The following is an 18,641-nucleotide window of genomic DNA, read 5'->3' as shown; positions in this document are numbered from 1 at the left end:
TCTTTTGGACGAAATGAGTCATAAGATTTGATCCAGATGCATAAATGAAGAAAGAAAGTAGTAACGTGATGCAAGCCTTATATAACCTTCTTGCTGAGAAATTCCGGCTGACTTTTGACGATACAGAATTGTTGGAAACAGCTTTTACACATACCTCATATGCGAATGAGCATCGCCTCTTAAAAATTTCACATAATGAACGTTTGGAATTTTTAGGAGACGCTGTTCTCCAGCTAGTGATTTCCGAATATTTGTTTGCTCTCTACCCAAGTAAGCCAGAGGGTGATTTGTCAAAAATGCGTTCCATGATTGTTCGTGAGGAAAGCCTGGCAGGTTTTTCTCGTGATTGTGGTTTCGATCAATTTATCAAACTTGGCAAGGGAGAGGAAAAATCTGGAGGACGTAACCGAGATACCATCTTGGGAGATTTATTTGAAGCTTTTTTAGGGGCCTTGCTCTTGGATAAAGGAGTGGAGACTGTTCGGAATTTCATTCAGCAAGTCATGATTCCTAAAGTCGAGGCAGGTCAATTTGAACAAGTGATTGACTATAAGACACGCTTGCAAGAAATCCTTCAAATCCACGGAGATGTACAGATTACTTATGAGGTGACGAGTGAGTCAGGTCCAGCTCATGCCAAGGAATTTGAAGTTCAAGTGTCTGTCAATGGGAAACTAATCGGTCAAGGACGTGGCCGGTCTAAAAAGGCTGCCGAACAAGAAGCAGCAAAAAAAGCAGTGGAAAATAAGGTGGATCCCTCATGTATTTAAAGGAAATTGAGATTCAAGGATTTAAGTCTTTTGCAGATAAGACTCGGGTCATATTTGACCAAGGGGTAACCGCAGTAGTTGGCCCTAATGGATCTGGAAAATCAAACATTACAGAAAGTCTACGGTGGGCCTTAGGGGAATCAAGTGTCAAGAGCCTACGTGGAGGCAAGATGCCCGACGTGATTTTTGCAGGGACGGAGACTCGTAAACCCTTGAATTACGCCTGTGTAACGGTAGTGCTGGATAATCGGGATGGCTTTATCAAACATGCTGCTAAGGAAATTCGAGTAGAACGTCATATCTATCGCTCGGGTGACAGTGAGTACAAGATTGATGGCAAGAAAGTCCGTTTGAGAGATGTCCATGATCTCTTTATGGATACTGGACTTGGGAGAGACTCTTTCTCCATTATTTCCCAAGGGAAGGTCGAGGAAATCTTCAACTCGAAACCAGAAGAGAGACGGGCTATTTTTGAGGAAGCCGCTGGGGTTCTTAAATTTAAGACGCGTCGTAAGGAAACGGAATCTAAGTTGGTCCAAACGCAGGATAATTTGGACCGTTTAGAAGACATTATTTTTGAGTTAGAGGGGCAAATCAAACCTCTAGAAAAGCAAGCTCTTGTAGCCAAACGTTTCTTAGAATTGGATCAACAACGCCAAGTCCTTTATTTGGATGTTTTGATTGCTCAGATCGAAGTCAATAAAAAAGACTATGATCAAGCAGTCCAAGAAGAGGCCTCTATCCAGGAGCAATTAAAGGCTTATTACCAGAAAAGAGAAGAGTACGAGGCAGAAAGCCTCCGATTGAAACAGAGTCGTCAGGCCCTTCAACACCAATTATCAGATGATCAGGCTAGCCTCATAGAATTAACTCGCCTCTTAAGTGATTTGGAGAAACAAATCGAATTGGCACGGTTGGAGTCGCAACAGGTCGCTCGAAGCCGTCAGGAAAATCAAGAGCGGGTCAATGCTCTGGAAGAACGCCTACAAGTTCTTCGGAATCAGTTGGAAGAAAAACAAGTCAATACAAAGAGTCTTCAAGAAGAACTCCAAAAGAGCCAAGAAGCTATTGAAGGTCTGGAGAAAGAGTTGGCCAGCTTCTCAGAAGATCCAGATCAGGTGATCGAGTATCTACGTGAAAAATACGTGGCCTTGATGCAGGATGAAGCAGAGCGGTCAAATGAATTAACAACTATTGAAAATCAATTGGAAGCTTCAGCTCAATTGTCACAAAGTAAAAAGGAAGATTACAAAAATCAAATCCAATTGGTGACAGAATTGCAGGAAAAAGAGCAAGTTGCTAAAGAGGCTTATCAACTCGCTCAAGAGCATCTGAAACACTTGCTTGAGACCTATCAGTTAGAAGCGAAACAGTTTGAGGAAGCTCGCCAGGCCTATCAAACAGGGCAAGCCAAGATGTTTGATCTACTGGATCAAAGTAAGGAGAAACAGGCTCGCATTAACAGTTTGGAGGCGATTCAAAAGAATCATAGCAATTTTTATGCGGGTGTGAAGAGTGTCCTGCAAGAAGCGGCTCGTCTGGGCGGGATTGTAGGAGCTGTCAGTGAAAAACTCTCCTTCTCACCAGAATATCAGACTGCCTTAGAGATTGCTCTGGGAGCCAGCAGTCAGCATATCATCGTAGAAGACGAAGGAGCAGCAACACGGGCGATCGAACATCTGAAGAAGAATCGCTCGGGTCGGGCAACCTTCCTTCCTTTGACCACCATTAAACCACGCTACCTAGCTGGAAAGAATCAAGAACTGATTGAAGCCTGTCCCGGTTTCCTTGGGATGGCTAGCAGTTTGGTGGACTATGATCCTTCCCTAGAGTCGATTTTCCAAAACCTCTTGGGGGTTACGGCTATTTTTGATACCATTGACCATGCCAAGGCGGCTGCTCGTAAGGTCGCCTACCAGGTTCGTATGGTGACGCTGGATGGAACCGAACTTCGCACAGGTGGTTCCTTTGCAGGGGGAGCGAATCGAACCAATAATTCGATTTTTATCAAACCAGAACTGGATCGCTTGCACCAAGAATTGGCCTCTATTCAGAAGAATTTGCGGGAAGTAGAAGGCCAGGTTCAAGAGCAACAGGAACAAGTGACCAGATCACAAGAAAAACTAGAATCTTTGAAAGCCCAAGGAGAAGGAGCTCGATTAGAAGAGCAACGTCTTCAACTGGCTTTTGAGCAAGCTCACCAGCAACTCCTGGATGCCCAAGAACTGTTAGAACTTATCCGTACAGAGCTGGATGAAGGTAGCGACCAGGAGCTCCTCCAAAAACGGGATCACTTGCAAGCGCGACTGAAAGAAATTGAGGCGGAAAAAGAGCAAGTTACTGCTGAGATTGAAGAAGTCAAGCTCAATAAAGATGTCGTTGTTGAGAAAATTGAAAATTTACGAGCAACCATTGCCAAGCTCCAATTACAGAAAACAGAGTTGAAGAGTCGATTGACCTATGACCAGACAGATGCCGAACGCTTGCAGCAAGAGTTGGCTTCTACTGAACGAGAAATTCAGGCCCTCCAATACGCGATTGAGCAGGGAGAAGACCGACATGAGCAAATCGACGTCTCTGTCCTTGAAAAACAACTGCAAGAAACCCTTCAAGAGAAAACCGCTCTGGAGCAAGCTGTGATTCGCAAGCAATTTGAATTGGAGGATTTGGAAGGCCAGTCAGAAGATGTGGCCGGCCATATGGAGCAAGCTCGTCGTCAAAACGAGGAGTGGATTCGCCAACAGGCCAAAGCAGAATCCAATCGTGATCGCTTGGCAGACAAATTGAATAAACTGATGTTGGCTCTGACAGACGAATTCAAGATGAGTTTTGAAGAGGCTTCTAAACAGGCCAATGAACTCGAAAATCTAGCTCAGTCTGAGCAAGCCTTAAAAGACTTGGAAAAAGCCATTAAGGCCTTGGGACCTGTTAACATCGATGCCATCGAACAATACGATGAGGTCAAGACGCGATTTGATTTCCTTTCCGGTCAACGAGAAGATGTCTTGGCAGCGAAGAATCTTCTTCTTGAAACCATTAATGACATGAATGATGAGGTGAAAGAACGCTTTAAGTCGACATTTGAAGCAATTCGTGAATCTTTCCGGGTAACCTTTAAACAGATGTTTGGCGGAGGATCGGCAGATCTCATCCTGACGGATGGGGATCTCTTATCAGCTGGGGTCGAGATTTCTGTCCAACCACCTGGCAAGAAAATTCAATCCTTGAATTTGATGAGTGGTGGAGAAAAAGCTTTGTCAGCATTAGCCCTTCTCTTTTCGATCATTCGTGTCAAGACCATTCCATTTGTCATCTTGGATGAAGTAGAAGCGGCTCTAGATGAAGCCAATGTTAAACGGTTTGGAGATTACCTCAATCGTTTTGATAAGGAAAGTCAGTTTATTGTGGTTACCCACCGTAAGGGAACCATGGCTGCAGCAGATTCCATCTACGGAGTGACCATGCAAGAATCAGGAGTCTCTAAGATTGTATCTGTAAAACTGAAAGATATAGAAGGAATGGATAATGGAAATTAAATTAGTCGCAACAGACATGGATGGGACCTTTCTGGATGAAAATCATGAATTTGATCAAGCATTATTCCTAAAGGTGCTAAAGAAATTTCAAGAAAAAGGGATCTACTTTGCTGCAGCAAGTGGTCGGGCTCTCCTCTCTTTGAAGACAATCTTTAAAGAGGTACAGGACCAGATTATTTTTATAGCTGAGAACGGCAGTGTTGTTGAGTTTCATGGTGAAGATGTCTATGAGGCGACCATGAGTCCTGATTTTTACCAAGCCATGTTTGCCAAGTTGCAGGAATGTCCTTATTTCGATAAAAATAAGTGCTTGTTAACAGGAAAACGCGGGAGCTATGTTCTTAAGACCGTTGATCCAGAGTATCTGGCTGCTTCACAAAATTACAATGAAAAGATTCAAAAGGTATCGGATTTTTCAGAAATTGATGATCTTGTCTTCAAGATGACCACTAATTTTGACCAAGAAGTATTAGCGGAAGGGGAAGCCTGGGTTACCCAAAATGTTGAGGGTGTTAAGGCTATGACCACTGGTTATGAGTGCATTGATATTGTCTTGGATTATGTAGACAAGGGAGTGGCCATCCAAGCCCTAATGGATCAGTTGGGCATTAGTCGGGACCAAGTCCTAGCTTTTGGAGATAACCTCAATGATCTTCATATGATGCAGGTGGTTGGTCATGCGATTGCGCCAGAAAATGCCCGTCCAGAGATTTTGGAGTTGGCTGAAAAAGTAGTAGGCCACCATTCGACAGGATCTGTCCTTCGCTATATGGAGGAAGAACTATGAGTCACATTAAAGTTATCGCACTAGACTTGGACGGCACTCTCTTAAACTCAGAAAAGAAAATTTCCCCTCGGAATCTGGCTGCGATTCGTGCAGCACAAGAAAAAGGGGTCAAAGTGGTTTTGACGACGGGTCGTCCCCTCAAGGGCATGGATTTTCTGCTCCAAGAAATTGGGACTGCTGGTTTGTCAGATGAATTCACCATTACCTTTAATGGAGGCTTGGTACAAAAGAATACAGGAGAGATTATTGCCAAAACAGTTTTCTCTCGAGATGATGTCCTTCGGATTTATGAAGAGACGGAGGCCCTTGGTTTGCCCTTGGACGCTATTAGTGAAGGGGATGTTTATACACTTGCATCTGATCAAGAGTCTCTTTATCCCCTCTATAATCCTTATTTGAACTTTATTCCTGTTTCTATTGAAGATTTGTCCAGCCAGATTCCCTATAACAAGTGTGTGACAGCCTTTCATCAGGACTATTTGGATAGCGCTATTCCAAAGATTTCTCCTGAATTAGGGGAGCGTTTTGAGATTTTTAAATCGAGGGACATGCTCTTGGAATGGTGCCCCAAAGGAGTTCAAAAGGATAGAGGCTTGGAGGCCTTGGTAGGGTATTTAGGAATCGATGCTAGTCAAGTCATGGCTTGCGGTGATGAAGCCAATGATGCCAGCATGTTAAAATGGGCAGGACTCGGAATCGCTATGGCCAATGCGGTGGATGAGGTGAAGGAGATTGCCACTCTAGTCTCGGACTACACCAATGATCAAGATGCAGTCGGAAGAGTGATTGAAGAATATGTATTGAAGGAGGGTCAATAATGGGATTATTTGACCGACTATTTGGAAGAAAAGAAGAAACAAAACCACAAACCCAAGATCTTACAGAAGAGATTGGGGGAAGCGAGGAAGAAGCAAGCTCGCCAGCTGAGCCGGTATCAAATAAGCCTTCACAAAGTGATGAGGCTAAGATTTCGGCAATGGAAGCCTACTATGCTGAATTAAAAGAGCGAATGGCTGCCGAATCAGCGAGACCATCTCAAGAGTCGAAAGCATCTAGTGAAAAAGTGCCTTTAGAAGAGCCTGTAAATCAGGAAACTGCTGTTGAAGAAGAGGCACCTTCTCAAGTAGAGCAGGAAACCTCTCCTGAGGAAGTATCTGAGACTTCCCCTGTGACTGAAGATCAGACTTTAGATGCAGAAGCTCTACAAGAAGTGGGTGTTGATGAGGAGCACCCAGACTCTTCTTCAGATCTTGTCCAAGAAGCCCTGGAAGAGGAAGTTCTTGTAAAGGCTGAAACAACTTCTGAGACTTCAAGCCCTTCTCAAGAGTCTGACAAACTAGTTGAAGAAGAGTCTGAAGGTGTGCCAGAATTGGATATGGTAAGGGAAGCACCTATCGTTGAAGAGGAAATACCTGAAAGTTCTGAAGAAGGAACCGAAGTGCTTGAAGTAGAATCGCCAGTAGAGGAAGCTACTAGCGAATCCGAGATTTCAGAAGAGGTTGAGGAAGAGTCTTCAGTAGAAGAAAGTACAAGTGAGCCAGAGATTGTTGCACCTGCAGAAACGGTTCAAGAAAAATACAATCGGAGTTTGAAGAAAACTCGGACTGGCTTTGGAGCAGCTCTTAATGCCTTCTTTGCCAACTTCCGTTCCGTCGACGAAGATTTCTTTGAAGAGTTAGAAGAACTCTTGATTATGAGTGACGTAGGGGTTCAGGTTGCTTCGAATCTGACAGAAGAGCTCCGCTATGAAGCTCGTTTGGAAAATGCCAAGAAACCGGATGCCTTGCGTCGCGTGATCATTGAAAAATTGGTGGATCTCTACGAAAAAGATGGCCAATACAATGAGCAAATTAACTTTAAAGATGGCTTGACGGTCATGCTCTTTGTGGGAGTGAATGGCGTTGGTAAAACAACCTCTATCGGAAAACTAGCTCATAAGTACAAGAAGGAAGGGAAAAAGGTGATGTTGGTTGCAGCAGATACCTTCCGGGCAGGTGCCGTTGCGCAGTTAGCTGAATGGGGACGCCGTGTGGATGTGCCCGTTGTCACTGGTCCTGAAAAGTCAGATCCTGCAAGTGTCGTCTTTGATGGAATGGAACGGGCTGTGGCAGAGCAAGTCGATGTTTTGATGATTGATACGGCTGGTCGCCTTCAGAACAAAGACAATCTGATGGCTGAATTAGAAAAAATCGGTCGCATTATCAAGCGGGTGGATCCTACAGCCCCTCACGAAACCTTCTTGGCCTTAGATGCTTCCACAGGACAGAATGCTCTGGTCCAAGCTAAGGAATTCTCCAAGATCACGCCTATTACTGGAATCGTCCTCACTAAAATTGATGGAACAGCCCGAGGAGGAGTGGTCCTTGCAATCCGGGAAGAATTGGACATTCCTGTAAAATTAATTGGTTTTGGTGAAAAAATCGATGACATCGGTGAATTCAATTCTGAGAACTTTATGCGTGGCTTGTTAGAAGGCTTGATATAAACGAAAAACTCATCTCTAGAGAGATGAGTTTTTAAGTTACATTTTTTAGTAAGATGGATAGATTATTCTTCAATCGTTGGTTGCCAGACCCATTCAGCATTGTAATCCTTCAAGAGGTCGAAGGATGCTTGAGGTCCCATGGTTCCAGATTTGTACTCATGAAGAGGGACTTGATTTTCTGCCCATAATTTCTCAATCCGGTCAATCAAGTTCCAAGATGCTTTTACTTCGTTCCAGTGGCTAAAGTTGGTAGAGTCATTATTTAAGACATCATAGATTAACTTTTCGTAAGGCTCTGGAGAAGCACCGGTCGCTGTCGCATCAGTTTCATAGTCCAAGGATATCGGAGCGATCTGGAATTGCTCGCCGACTTCTTTCCCGTTGACAGAGAGAGAGAAGCCTTCGTTTGGTTGGATGTAGATGGTCAGCACATTGGGTTCAATTTCTTGACCAAAAATAGAGTCCATCTGTTTAAAGACCACATTCACATGGGTTCCCTTTTTTGTGAGACGTTTTCCTGTACGGAAGAAGAAAGGTACTCCACGGAAGCGATCACTATCCACAAAGAAGGCACCAGAAGCAAAGGTTTCGGTCATGGATTCAGGGTTGACATTTGGTTCACTACGGTAAGAGATGTCCTTTTTCCCTTGGATTTTTCCAGAACGATACTGGCCTCGAATAAACAATTTCTTTAATTCTTCTTCAGAAGGATTGACCAATTGTTCAAAAACTTTTACCTTCTCTTTACGGATGTCTTCCTTGGTGAAGGAAGCTGGTTTGTCCATCGCTAAGAGAGAAAGCAATTGAAGGGTATGGTTTTGAACCATGTCGCGGAGGGCACCAGATTCATCATAGTAGCCACCACGCTCTTCCACACCCAGACGTTCTGCAAAGGTGATTTGGACATTGTCGATATAGTCACGGTTCCAAATGTTTTCAAAGATTAGATTGGCAAAACGGAGGGCAAAAATAGACTGGATCATTTCTTTACCAAGGTAATGATCAATTCGGAAAATTTGCTCTTCCTCAAAGGTTTCTTCCAGTTCTTTGTTGAGCTGACTGGCTGTTTCTAAGTCAGTTCCAAATGGTTTTTCTACGATTAGACGCTCAAAGCCTTTTCCATCCACAATTCCTTCAGATTTCAAATGTTTGGCAATGGTTCCAAAGAACTGGGGTGCCATGGATAGGAAGAAGAGTTTATTGTGGTCAGCTTGGTAGGTGTCATTGAGCTGATTTTGGAGTTCACGAAGCTTGATGTAGTGCTCGGTATCATTAACATCGTGGCTTTGGTAGTAAAAGTGGCTAGCGAATTCTTGCGCCTGTTCAGGACTATCTGCTAAATCCGAAATGGAGTCAACGACAACTGATTCAAAGTATTCTTTGCTCCAAGGACGACGAGCTGTTCCAATCACTGCAAAATGCTCTGAAAGATTACCAGCTTTATAGAGTCTAAAAAGGGAAGGGTAGAGTTTGCGGTGAGCTAAATCTCCACTAGCCCCGAAAATGGTTACAATTACTTTTGAAGACATGTTCATACCTATTTTCTAACTTGATAAACCATATTCTACCATAAAATTCAGAAAATTTCTCTTTGAAAGTAAAAGTATTCTGACTTTCATAGGAAATAAAAGGAGAAGAAAGCACAAAAAAAGGTTGGACCAAAAGGTCACAACCTGCAGAGTGATAGACTGCCTAGAATACCCGATAAACATAAGGATTGGCGGGTTTTTCTACCTGATGAGCTTCCCTTATGTCTAAGACCGGAAGACTTTGGCCAAGCTGTTTATGGTATTGGATCTTTAGAGTTCCAGTAGCTTGGACCCAAGTATTATCGTCATAGGTTTGGGAGGCTCCTTTGGTCAACAGACCATAGACTCCTGAGTCGGCGATACAGTGGATAATCCCGAAACGGAAAAGGAACTGGCTGCCCGGATCTTGAGGATCCTTATAAATAAATCCGGTTAGGGTAAAGGTTTTTCCAGCAAATTCATCTGGATAGTCGTAGATGACTTCCATGACTTCCATGTAGTTTTCTGTCGTTATCTGGATATGATCTTGCTTGAGGTACTTCTTAGCTGCAGCTCTCATCTCGGATTCATAAGCAGACTTGGTAAAATAACTGCTTGTGTCAGGCTTTAGATATTGGTTGGTTGTTCCTTCGTCATTTTGAATATCCTTAGAAGAGCCAGCTGCGATGGGGAAATGATAGCCCTTGGCTGAAACCGTTTGGGAATCCAAGGTCACTGTCGGGAAACCAATTCCAACGATCAAAGGAATCAGGAGTAGAATGATACTCATGACTTTGGCTTTTTTACTGGTTAGGTGACTATGAACGGGCAGATTCTTCATCCAAATATAGAGCTGGACGACAGCCAAGAGGAAGGAAAGAATCATAGAGATATAGGCTAAATAGGAATAATGCATATTAATGTATTGGTTGAGCTTACCAGAAAGCTGCAAATACATAGTCAGTTCGAAATAGCCTGCTAAAATGAGAAATCGAATCATAGGACCACCCCCACAAACCAAGCATAAACCAAGACAACTAGGCTGACGATGCTAATAAATTGGACAATAAAGCGATTGGTCAGATAATTCTTCATCATCAAGAGGTTCTTGACATCTAGCATGGGACCGATAACCAGGAAGGCTAGGACAGGAGCTAAGCCAAAACTAGAGAGGAGGGAGGAGCCAATAAAGGCATCTGCCTCACTACACAATGAGAGCAGGAAGGAAAGAAGCATGAGGAGGAGAATGGCTAAGAGTGGTGTCGCTGAAATAGAAGTCAGCACTCGAGTTGGCACATAGACCTGAACCACGCTGGCAAACAAACAACCAAAGACCAGATACCGTCCAGTGTCGAAAAACTCATCAATGGCCTGCACAAATACTTGGAAAAAGCGTTGAGCAGCAGATAGTTTAGAAAAGTCATGTATATGGACTTCCTTGCGGTTGGCCCGTTGAATAGAAGCGGTTTGGAAAAATCCTAGGAAAATACCCAGAACAGTCGCTACCAGGATAGAGCCGATAGCTCGTAAGAGAGCCATTTGAAAAGAATTGCCAAAGGCGGAATAGGTGGCAAAGAGCACAATGGGGTTAATAACTGGCGCTGTTACTAGAAAGGGCACAGCTGTATAGCTAGGGACCTTCTTTTCTAAAAAGCGATTGATAATAGGGACGATGCCACACTCACAGGAAGGGAAAATAAAACCAATCAAGGTCCCAAACAAAATTCTTCCCCATTTATTTTTAGGGAGAGCTCGATAAACTTTTTCAGGGGTGATGTAGACATCGATTGCCCCTGAAATCAGACTTCCAATCAGAACAAAAGGAAGGGCTTCAATCATAATCGAAAGAAAAATTGCTCCAGCTTGAAGGACACTAGTTGGCAACTGCTGAAAGAAATTCATTTGTCAGAATCCTTCTGCACTTTTTGCCCTTTAGTTGGTTCCTTCTTCGCATCTGGGAAAGTGGCTTGAGGGGGATCTGGGAAAACGGCAAATTCCTCAAAGAGTTTGTCTAAATCGTCTGTTTTTGAAAATTTAATAGCCATGAATAGGTCTCCTTTTCTTTTTTTTCTCATTATATCAAATTCTCAGAAAAGAGGGGAAATCAAGTGCAAAAAGAGGACGGAAGGGCGGAATAGAGAGCTTTCTATGGTATAATAGAAGCTATGGAAAAATATGAAAAAATAGCCCAGGAATTGGGCGTGAGTCTCAAACAAATTGATACCGTTTTGACCTTAACAGCAGAGGGATCCACCATCCCCTTTATTGCCCGATATCGAAAAGATGCAACGGGGAATCTAGATGAAGTGGCAATCAAGGCTATTATCGATATGGACAGGTCTTTGACAGCCTTGGCTGATCGGAAAGAAACTGTCCTAGCTAAGATTGAAGAGCTTGGGAAACTCACTCCAGCCCTAAAAGAAGCGATTGAGCAAGCTGAAAAATTGGCAGATGTGGAAGAGTTGTATCTTCCCTACAAGGAAAAACGCCGGACCAAGGCTACGATTGCGCGTGAGGCAGGGCTCTTCCCGCTTGCTCGGATGATTTTGCAAGATCAAAAGGATTTGGAAATAGCAGCAGAGGGATTTTTATCAGAAGCTTTTCCAACTGTAAAAGATGCCATTTCTGGAGCAATCGATATTTTAGTCGAAGCCATTGCAGAAGACCCACAATTGCGCAACCTTACCTACCAGGAGATTCGCAAACACTCTTTGATCACCTCTAGCTTGAAGGATGAAAGCAAAGACGAGAAGCAAGTCTTCCAAATCTATTATGATTTTTCTGAGAAGATTGCAAACATGCAGGGCTACCGAACCCTGGCCTTAAACCGTGGAGAGAAATTAGGGGTATTAAAGGTTGGATTTGAGCATCCTGTAGACCGTTTGATTCGTCACTTTGAAGCCCGATTTAAATCGAAGAATAGCTACATTGAAGAAGTCATTAACCAGGCTCTGAAAAAGAAAATGCTACCAGCTATGGAGCGTCGAATTCGGACAGAACTGACAGAAGTGGCAGAAGATGGAGCCATTCAGCTTTTCTCTGAAAATCTTCGACACCTTTTGCTGATTGCTCCCCTCAAGGGGCGCGTGGTCTTGGGATTTGACCCAGCTTTTCGGACAGGAGCTAAATTAGCTGTTGTCGATCAGACAGGAAAGATGTTGACCACCCAGGTGATTTACCCTGTTGCGCCGGCTAAACCAGCACAAATTGAAGCGGCCAAAGAAGAACTGAAACGGCTGATTCGTCAATACGGCGTGGAAATCATTGCGATTGGGAACGGGACGGCTAGTCGAGAGAGCGAAGCCTTTGTTGCGGAAGTTCTCAAGGAAGTTCCAAATGTCAGCTATGTCATTGTGAACGAGAGCGGGGCATCTGTCTATTCAGCTAGTGAATTGGCTCGCCATGAGTTTCCAGAACTGACAGTTGAAAAGCGCTCAGCCATCTCCATTGCCCGTCGTTTGCAGGATCCACTGGCTGAGTTGGTTAAGATTGATCCAAAATCTATCGGAGTCGGCCAGTACCAGCATGATGTCAGCCAGAAGAAATTATCTGAAAGCCTTGATTTCGTAGTCGATACCGTGGTAAACCAAGTCGGAGTTAATATTAACACTGCTAGTCCAGCCCTCTTGTCTCACGTGGCTGGTCTCAATAAAACCATTTCTGAGAACATCGTGAAGTACCGGGAAGAAGAAGGGTTGATCACTTCTCGGGCACAGATTAAAAAGGTTCCTCGTCTGGGAGCCAAGGCTTTTGAACAAGCAGCTGGTTTCTTACGGATCCCAGAAAGTGAGAATTTCCTCGATCGGACAGGGGTCCATCCAGAAAGTTACCCTGCAGTGAAGAAGCTCTTTACCTTACTAGGCATCAAGGAGATGGATGAAGAGGCCCAAGCCAAGTTGAAACAAATTGACACGGTTTCTATGGCCCAGGAACTTGAAATTGGCCCTGAAACCTTGAAAGATATTGTCGCAGATCTTCTCAAACCAGGTCGCGATTTACGTGATTCTTTTGATGCTCCTGTCCTTCGCCAGGATGTTCTTGATTTGAAAGACTTGAAGATTGGTCAAAAACTAGAAGGAGTTGTCCGCAATGTTGTTGACTTTGGAGCCTTTGTCGATATTGGGATTCATGAAGATGGTTTGATCCACATTTCACAGATGAGTCAGCAATTTATCAAGCATCCAAGTCAAGTTGTTTCAGTTGGCGACCTAGTGACCGTTTGGGTCTACAAGATTGATTTAGAACGGGAAAAAGTGAATCTTTCCCTCTTGGCACCACATGAATCTGACTAAATACGTTCAAGAAGTATCGCTGGAAGATTTTGGTCACCCTTTTCTTCACCAAGCGATCTGGAACCCTCGCTTGCGTTCGACCGGCGGTCTCTTCTTTCCTAAAGATGGTCATCTGGATTTCAATCCTAGAATCCTAGAAAGATTTGGCTGGGAGATTTTTCGAAAGATTGTCCGTCATGAGTTGTGTCACTACCATCTCTACTATATGAAAAAGGGCTATCGCCACCAGGATCAAGATTTCAAGGCCTTACTCAAAAAGGTAGACGGCTTGCGGTATGCCCCTTCAGTTGATAAGGGAAACTATAAGATTTATGTTTGTACGAGCTGTGGGCAAGAATTCAGGAGAAAGCGGCAGATTGATCTGCAAAAGTACCGCTGTGGTCGGTGTCGAGGACTACTTAAGTATCAAGGGACAATTGATCCAGGAAATCGGCCTTGAGTCGGATGACAGTGACTTGATTTCGGGATATACTGTTCTAAAATAATAGGAGGTATGCCCTTGAATCCAACTTTTTATAAATTACGTCGAGGCAGAATCGTTTTCGGAGTATTTGCTGGACTAGCGGATCGATTTGGGCTCGATGCAAACCTATTGCGTTTTCTCTTTGTGCTCTTTAGTATCTTTCATGCTTATGGGCTTGTAGGCTTGGCTATTTATTGCCTATGTGCCTTCTCCTTGCCGTATAAAGAAGATCTTGAAAGAGAAAAGTATGGCCTCGGACCTCGCAAACGGAAGGATGCACAAGTAATCAAAGACGATGATCCATTCTTTTAAAGAATTTTCATGAATCGAATAAGAATGTGAGGCTGGGACAAAAGTCCTAGCCTCTCAATTGTCTTTGGATTATCGAGCAAGACGCAGTGGTTGAGTGAGCTCTACTACGCTGATTTCATCAGCTTTTACAGCCCTACTCAACTGTGCGGAGGTGGGACGACGAAATCGAATTCTAACGAATTACCGATTTCTGTCCCACTCTCATCTTTTTTTTCAAATGAAGAAACGATAGAAATATGGGATAACAAGGATAAAGAGAAACATCAAAGAGTACTGGAATGAGTGTGAGAATAATAGCATCAGTTTTGATACTAAAAAAAGATGCTTGAGCAAGTCTTACCTGGGATAATTTGCTATAATAGTAAGAGAAAACAAAAAGGGAGAAGCCTATGGCAATAACAGTCCGAGATTTAATTGATAAGCTTCGTTTGAAGGTTGTGTACGGCAATGAAAGCCTATTTGAAAAAGAAATCACAACGGCAGATATTTCACGTCCTGGACTTGAAATGACAGGATATTTTGATTACTATACTCCAGAACGAATTCAATTGGTTGGGATGAAAGAGTGGTCTTACCTCATCAAGATGACCTCCCACAATCGTCACCAAGTTTTGAGAAAGATGTTCCAGCCGGAAACACCGGTACTCATCATCGCGCGGGATCTAGAGGTTCCTGAAGAAATGCTCCGTGCTGCAGAGGAAAAGCAAATCGCGATTTTAAGCAGTCGCGTTCCAACTAGTCGCTTGTCTGGGGAATTGTCTAGTTACTTGGATTCCCTCTTGGCAGAGCGGACTAGTGTCCACGGAGTCTTGATGGATATCTATGGGATGGGGGTTCTCATCCAAGGAGATAGCGGGATTGGGAAGAGTGAGACTGGTTTAGAACTTGTCAAGAGGGGACACCGCTTAGTCGCAGATGACCGAGTAGACGTCTTTGCCCGAGATGAGATGACCTTATGGGGTGAGCCCGCAGAAATTCTACGTCATCTGCTAGAAATTCGTGGAGTTGGAATCATTGATGTCATGAGTTTGTATGGTGCCAGTGCTGTGAAAGATTCTTCACAGGTTCAAATCGCTGTCTACTTGGAAAACTACACTAAGGAACAAACCTATGATCGTCTAGGCAATAATGCGGAAGAAATTGAGTTCTGTGGAGTGACCATTCCAAGAATTCGCATCCCTGTTAAGACAGGTCGCAATATTTCCGTTGTCATTGAAGCAGCAGCTATGAATTACCGTGCCAAAGAAATGGGATATGATGCTACTAAAACCTTTGAAGATCGATTGACCCAGTTGATTGATCAGAATGAGGTGAAAGCATGAATCCAGTAGCCATTCAACTTGGCCCCTTTAGTATTCGTTGGTATGCGATTTGTATCGTTCTAGGTCTCCTTTTGGCGGTCATCCTGTCTATGAAAGAAGCCCCTCGTAAAGGGATTGAGTCAGACGATATCATTGATTTTATTCTGATTGCTTTTCCAGTAGCGATTATAGGTGCCCGTCTCTACTATGTTATTTTTCGATGGTCATATTACAGGGAAAATCCAGGAGAGATTTTTGCCGTATGGAACGGTGGAATTGCTATCTATGGTGGACTCCTTGCAGGGGCTCTAGTCCTCTACCTATTTTCACGCAGTCGTTTGATTGACCCGGTTGATTTTTTAGATATCGCTGCACCAAGTGTCATGATTGCTCAAAGTATTGGCCGTTGGGGTAATTTTGTTAACCAAGAAGCTTACGGAGCAATTGTTAAGAATTTAGATTATTTACCTTCCTTCATTCGGAATCAGATGTTTATTGACGGACATTACCGTCAACCGACATTTTTATACGAATCCTGCTGGAACTTACTCGGTTTTGTGCTGATTCTTTATTTACGTCGCCGTCCCAAGCTTTTGAGAAAGGGTGAAATTACGGCTTTCTATCTCATCTGGTATGGCTTTGGTCGAATGATTATTGAAGGAATGCGAACAGATAGCTTGATGTTTTTGGGAATTCGAGTATCACAATGGCTGTCCCTATTCCTGATCTTACTTGGAATCGGAATCATGATCTATCAACGAAAAAAGAATGCACCGTTTTATAGAACGGAAATAGATTAAGGAGAAATGAAATGTTTATTGAAATTGCCTATGGGCTTTTAGGATTAGCTTTAGTCGTTTTGGTCATCTACTTGATTATCTTATTTTCAAAGATTGGAAAAGTTGTAGATGAGACTCAGGTAACGATTAAGACCTTGACTTCAGATGTGAATGTAACCTTACACCAAACCAATGAGTTGTTAGCGAAAGTGAATGTTTTGACAGAAGATTTGAATCAAAAAGTTGCAACCATCGATCCACTCTTCACTGCGGTGGCAGATTTGTCTGTATCTGTATCGGATCTGAATGATCAAGCGCGTCAGATTAGCAAAAAAGCTGTCGTAGTTGGCGGAAAAACCGTCAAAACATCTGTCGGATTAAAAGCAGCTCGCATGGCTATGAAATTATTTAAATAAGAAAAGAGGTACCCTATGGGACGTTTATCATCATTATTAATTGGAACAATCACAGGCGCATCCGCCGCTTACTTCCTGACAACAAAAAGAGGAAAAGAATGGACTAGTAAAGTCAAAGATTTTGTGAAGGAATACCAAGACAATCCACAAGAAGTTCATGATTCGGTAAAACAATCCGCAATGGAACTATCTAAGCAAGCGTCAGACGCCATACAACAAACTAAGGAAAAAGTTGAAAGTGGAGAGATCAACAAAGACACTGTCATCGAAACGGTCAAAGATAAGACACAAGATGTGGTAGAATTTTCACAAGATGCCATCCAAACGATTAAGGAAAAAATCCAGCAAAAGACCGGTAATCAAGCAACTCCTTTCTACCCGACACAAGAGAAAGAAAGTGAAGAGATTGTCCTGGAATTAGAAGAAGAAACAGCTCTTCCAGGAGTTGAAGAAGAACTCAAAGAAACAGCTGTAGAAGAAGAATAAAAATAATCCCTCACCATTTGGTGAGGGATTTCTCTTATGAACTGGCAAACTAGAATGAGAAATGCCAAAAAGCCTCCCGAAGGAGGCTAAAAAATTAATCTTAGTCCTTTTTCCGTTTTAACTGGAAAATGCGGAAAGCTTGGATACTTCCCAAACTACAAGCGATTGCTGAGGCAAAAGCAAAGAAAGTATTCATCTTCATTGATAAAAAGATGAAACTAAATAAAACAGTTAAGACACAAAACACAGCAATATTAAGGAAAAATAGTAGCTCACTTAATTGAGGAGCTGGTTCAGTATCAATGTTAAAATCATAATTAGTTGTTGTATTCTCTTGTTGAAGGGGAATTTCGACATAGTCGTATTCTTCAACAACTCTAAGTTTTCTTACGGGCATATTTCTCTCTCCTAACAGTACTCTATTATTTTAACACGTTTTCAAGCATAGAAATGTTACAAAACTGTTACAATTTTTACAAAATTAAGAAATTTGAAGAGCAAAAATACTTTTTTGGTATAATAGTTTTCATGAATAAGATAATTATTACAGCTACAGCTGAAAGTATTGAACAGGTTCAAGCCCTTCTAGAAGCAGGGGTAGACCGTATTTATGTTGGTGAAAAAGATTATGGATTACGACTTCCTCATACTTTCTCGTATGACGAATTAAGTCGAATTTCTGATCTAGTCCATGCAGCAGGAAAAGAATTGACAGTGGCTGTCAATGCCTTGATGCATCAAGATATGATGGATCATATCAAACCATTTTTAGATTTCCTTGCATCGATTAACGTCGATTATATCACGGTGGGGGATGCAGGTGTCTTTTATGTCTTGAAGCGGGATGGCTACAACTTTAAAACCATTTATGATGCTTCTACCATGGTGACAAGTAGCCGTCAAATCAATTTCTGGGGACAAAAGGCTGGTGTTTCTGAAGCTGTTCTTGCTCGAGAAATCCCATCTGCAGAGCTTTTCAAGATGCCAGAAATCTTAGAGATTCCTGCTGAAGTATTGGTCTATGGGGCTAGTGTAATTCACCATTCAAAACGACCCCTTCTGCAGAATTATTACAATTTTACTCACATCGATGACGAAAAGACGAGAGAGCGCGATCTCTTTCTGGCAGAGCCTGGGGATCCAGATAGCCATTACTCTATTTTTGAAGATAAACATGGAACTCATATTTTTGCCAACAATGATTTGGATTTGATGACCAAATTGTCTGAGTTAGTTGAACATGGATTTACTCATTGGAAGTTAGAGGGGATTTATACACCTGGTCAAAACTTTGTGGAAATTGCCAAGTGTTTTGTGAAAGCACGGGAGCTCTTGGAAGCTGGAACCTTCACTTCGGACCAGGCCTTCCTATTGGATGAACAGATTCACCAATTGCATCCCAAGAATCGCTTCCTCGATACTGGATTTTATGACTACGATCCAGACATGGTTAAATAAAGGAGAAAAGCCTGCCAGGAGTGCGGGCCTTCCTTTTTGATGATGGTA

18 protein-coding genes are annotated in these 18,641 nt (G+C 42.9%); 13 read left to right on the top strand and 5 right to left on the bottom strand.

Annotation, left to right across the window (positions count from 1 at the left end; translation table 11 throughout):
* Positions 1–68: 68 nt before the first annotated feature.
* From rnc to ftsY, 5 genes are read left to right on the top strand one after another with little or no spacing between them, the layout of a single operon-like run.
* Positions 69–770 (top strand): ribonuclease III, encoded by a 702-nt coding sequence (rnc, locus tag DW738_RS04865; RefSeq protein ID WP_117744497.1) that lies wholly within the window; start codon positions 69–71, stop codon positions 768–770.
* Positions 761–4,306: a chromosome segregation protein SMC gene (smc, locus tag DW738_RS04860; protein WP_123160481.1), complete on the top strand. Its 3,546-nt coding sequence runs from the start codon at positions 761–763 to the stop codon at positions 4,304–4,306. Before rnc ends, smc begins: the two co-directional genes overlap by 10 nt.
* On the top strand, positions 4,296–5,093 hold the full coding sequence (locus tag DW738_RS04855; RefSeq protein ID WP_123160480.1) for an HAD family hydrolase: 798 nt from the start codon (positions 4,296–4,298) through the stop codon (positions 5,091–5,093). Before smc ends, DW738_RS04855 begins: the two co-directional genes overlap by 11 nt.
* Positions 5,090–5,911: a Cof-type HAD-IIB family hydrolase gene (locus DW738_RS04850; RefSeq protein WP_123160479.1), complete on the top strand. Its 822-nt coding sequence runs from the start codon at positions 5,090–5,092 to the stop codon at positions 5,909–5,911. The genes DW738_RS04855 and DW738_RS04850 overlap by 4 nt, the downstream gene beginning before the upstream one ends.
* Positions 5,911–7,578, top strand: coding sequence for a signal recognition particle-docking protein FtsY (gene ftsY / locus DW738_RS04845; protein ID WP_123160478.1), 1,668 nt, complete (start codon positions 5,911–5,913; stop codon positions 7,576–7,578). The genes DW738_RS04850 and ftsY overlap by 1 nt, the downstream gene beginning before the upstream one ends.
* 62 nt (positions 7,579–7,640) lie before the next feature.
* Here ftsY and zwf read toward each other — a convergent pair whose 3' ends face one another.
* The 4 genes from zwf to DW738_RS10305 form a co-directional block, all read right to left on the bottom strand.
* Entirely contained in the window at positions 7,641–9,107 is a 1,467-nt protein-coding gene (zwf, locus tag DW738_RS04840; RefSeq protein WP_117744492.1) for a glucose-6-phosphate dehydrogenase, read from the bottom strand.
* A 163-nt stretch (positions 9,108–9,270) separates the two neighbouring features.
* Positions 9,271–10,086, bottom strand: a complete 816-nt coding sequence (locus tag DW738_RS04835) for a TIGR03943 family protein (RefSeq protein ID WP_120701753.1) — start codon at positions 10,084–10,086, stop codon at positions 9,271–9,273.
* The gene (locus DW738_RS04830; protein ID WP_117744490.1) at positions 10,083–10,988 is read right to left on the bottom strand and encodes a permease; all 906 of its coding nucleotides are present in this window, start codon (positions 10,986–10,988) and stop codon (positions 10,083–10,085) included. The genes DW738_RS04835 and DW738_RS04830 overlap by 4 nt, the downstream gene beginning before the upstream one ends.
* A complete protein-coding gene (locus DW738_RS10305) occupies positions 10,985–11,131 on the bottom strand; it encodes an SPJ_0845 family protein (RefSeq protein WP_165851205.1) in 147 nt (48 codons plus the stop codon). The genes DW738_RS04830 and DW738_RS10305 overlap by 4 nt, the downstream gene beginning before the upstream one ends.
* A gap of 120 nt (positions 11,132–11,251) precedes the next feature.
* Between DW738_RS10305 and DW738_RS04825 the strand changes: the two genes are divergently transcribed.
* The 7 genes from DW738_RS04825 to DW738_RS04790 all read left to right on the top strand — a co-directional run bounded on the left by DW738_RS04825 (position 11,252) and on the right by DW738_RS04790 (position 17,135).
* A complete protein-coding gene (locus tag DW738_RS04825) occupies positions 11,252–13,378 on the top strand; it encodes a Tex family protein (protein WP_123160477.1) in 2,127 nt (708 codons plus the stop codon).
* Positions 13,365–13,817, top strand: coding sequence for a SprT family protein (locus DW738_RS04820; protein ID WP_123160476.1), 453 nt, complete (start codon positions 13,365–13,367; stop codon positions 13,815–13,817). The genes DW738_RS04825 and DW738_RS04820 overlap by 14 nt, the downstream gene beginning before the upstream one ends.
* Positions 13,818–13,877: 60 nt before the next feature.
* Complete coding sequence (locus DW738_RS04815; RefSeq protein ID WP_048689503.1) at positions 13,878–14,153, top strand: PspC domain-containing protein; 276 nt, start codon at positions 13,878–13,880, stop codon at positions 14,151–14,153.
* Between the two features lie 389 nt (positions 14,154–14,542).
* The gene (gene hprK / locus DW738_RS04805; protein WP_123160475.1) at positions 14,543–15,475 is read left to right on the top strand and encodes an HPr(Ser) kinase/phosphatase; all 933 of its coding nucleotides are present in this window, start codon (positions 14,543–14,545) and stop codon (positions 15,473–15,475) included.
* Complete coding sequence (gene lgt / locus DW738_RS04800; protein ID WP_123160474.1) at positions 15,472–16,254, top strand: prolipoprotein diacylglyceryl transferase; 783 nt, start codon at positions 15,472–15,474, stop codon at positions 16,252–16,254. Before hprK ends, lgt begins: the two co-directional genes overlap by 4 nt.
* Positions 16,255–16,265: 11 nt before the next feature.
* Positions 16,266–16,649 (top strand): DUF948 domain-containing protein, encoded by a 384-nt coding sequence (locus DW738_RS04795; RefSeq protein WP_006595909.1) that lies wholly within the window; start codon positions 16,266–16,268, stop codon positions 16,647–16,649.
* A gap of 15 nt (positions 16,650–16,664) precedes the next feature.
* A complete protein-coding gene (locus DW738_RS04790) occupies positions 16,665–17,135 on the top strand; it encodes a YtxH domain-containing protein (RefSeq protein ID WP_123159032.1) in 471 nt (156 codons plus the stop codon).
* 100 nt (positions 17,136–17,235) lie between these two features.
* Here DW738_RS04790 and DW738_RS04785 read toward each other — a convergent pair whose 3' ends face one another.
* Positions 17,236–17,532, bottom strand: a complete 297-nt coding sequence (locus DW738_RS04785) for a DUF3270 family protein (RefSeq protein ID WP_117744481.1) — start codon at positions 17,530–17,532, stop codon at positions 17,236–17,238.
* A gap of 131 nt (positions 17,533–17,663) precedes the next feature.
* Here DW738_RS04785 and DW738_RS04780 point away from each other — a divergent pair, with 131 nt between their 5' ends.
* Positions 17,664–18,593, top strand: coding sequence for a peptidase U32 family protein (locus tag DW738_RS04780; protein ID WP_117744480.1), 930 nt, complete (start codon positions 17,664–17,666; stop codon positions 18,591–18,593).
* Positions 18,594–18,641: the final 48 nt, after the last annotated feature.

Origin of the sequence: Streptococcus sp. AM28-20 (assembly GCF_003603595.1) — a bacterium.
Taxonomy (GTDB): Bacteria; Bacillota; Bacilli; order Lactobacillales; family Streptococcaceae; genus Streptococcus; species Streptococcus ilei.
This window is presented reverse-complemented; position numbering and strand designations above follow the sequence as displayed.

Coding starts and splice junctions, on each gene's coding strand:
- rnc (WP_117744497.1), top strand. CDS start 69: ATGCAAGCCTTATATAACCTTCTTGCTGAGAAATTCCGGCTGACTTTT.
- smc (WP_123160481.1), top strand. CDS start 761: ATGTATTTAAAGGAAATTGAGATTCAAGGATTTAAGTCTTTTGCAGAT.
- DW738_RS04855 (WP_123160480.1), top strand. CDS start 4,296: ATGGAAATTAAATTAGTCGCAACAGACATGGATGGGACCTTTCTGGAT.
- DW738_RS04850 (WP_123160479.1), top strand. CDS start 5,090: ATGAGTCACATTAAAGTTATCGCACTAGACTTGGACGGCACTCTCTTA.
- ftsY (WP_123160478.1), top strand. CDS start 5,911: ATGGGATTATTTGACCGACTATTTGGAAGAAAAGAAGAAACAAAACCA.
- zwf (WP_117744492.1), bottom strand. CDS start 9,107: ATGTCTTCAAAAGTAATTGTAACCATTTTCGGGGCTAGTGGAGATTTA.
- DW738_RS04835 (WP_120701753.1), bottom strand. CDS start 10,086: ATGATTCGATTTCTCATTTTAGCAGGCTATTTCGAACTGACTATGTAT.
- DW738_RS04830 (WP_117744490.1), bottom strand. CDS start 10,988: ATGAATTTCTTTCAGCAGTTGCCAACTAGTGTCCTTCAAGCTGGAGCA.
- DW738_RS10305 (WP_165851205.1), bottom strand. CDS start 11,131: ATGGCTATTAAATTTTCAAAAACAGACGATTTAGACAAACTCTTTGAG.
- DW738_RS04825 (WP_123160477.1), top strand. CDS start 11,252: ATGGAAAAATATGAAAAAATAGCCCAGGAATTGGGCGTGAGTCTCAAA.
- DW738_RS04820 (WP_123160476.1), top strand. CDS start 13,365: ATGAATCTGACTAAATACGTTCAAGAAGTATCGCTGGAAGATTTTGGT.
- hprK (WP_123160475.1), top strand. CDS start 14,543: ATGGCAATAACAGTCCGAGATTTAATTGATAAGCTTCGTTTGAAGGTT.
- lgt (WP_123160474.1), top strand. CDS start 15,472: ATGAATCCAGTAGCCATTCAACTTGGCCCCTTTAGTATTCGTTGGTAT.
- DW738_RS04795 (WP_006595909.1), top strand. CDS start 16,266: ATGTTTATTGAAATTGCCTATGGGCTTTTAGGATTAGCTTTAGTCGTT.
- DW738_RS04790 (WP_123159032.1), top strand. CDS start 16,665: ATGGGACGTTTATCATCATTATTAATTGGAACAATCACAGGCGCATCC.
- DW738_RS04785 (WP_117744481.1), bottom strand. CDS start 17,532: ATGCCCGTAAGAAAACTTAGAGTTGTTGAAGAATACGACTATGTCGAA.
- DW738_RS04780 (WP_117744480.1), top strand. CDS start 17,664: ATGAATAAGATAATTATTACAGCTACAGCTGAAAGTATTGAACAGGTT.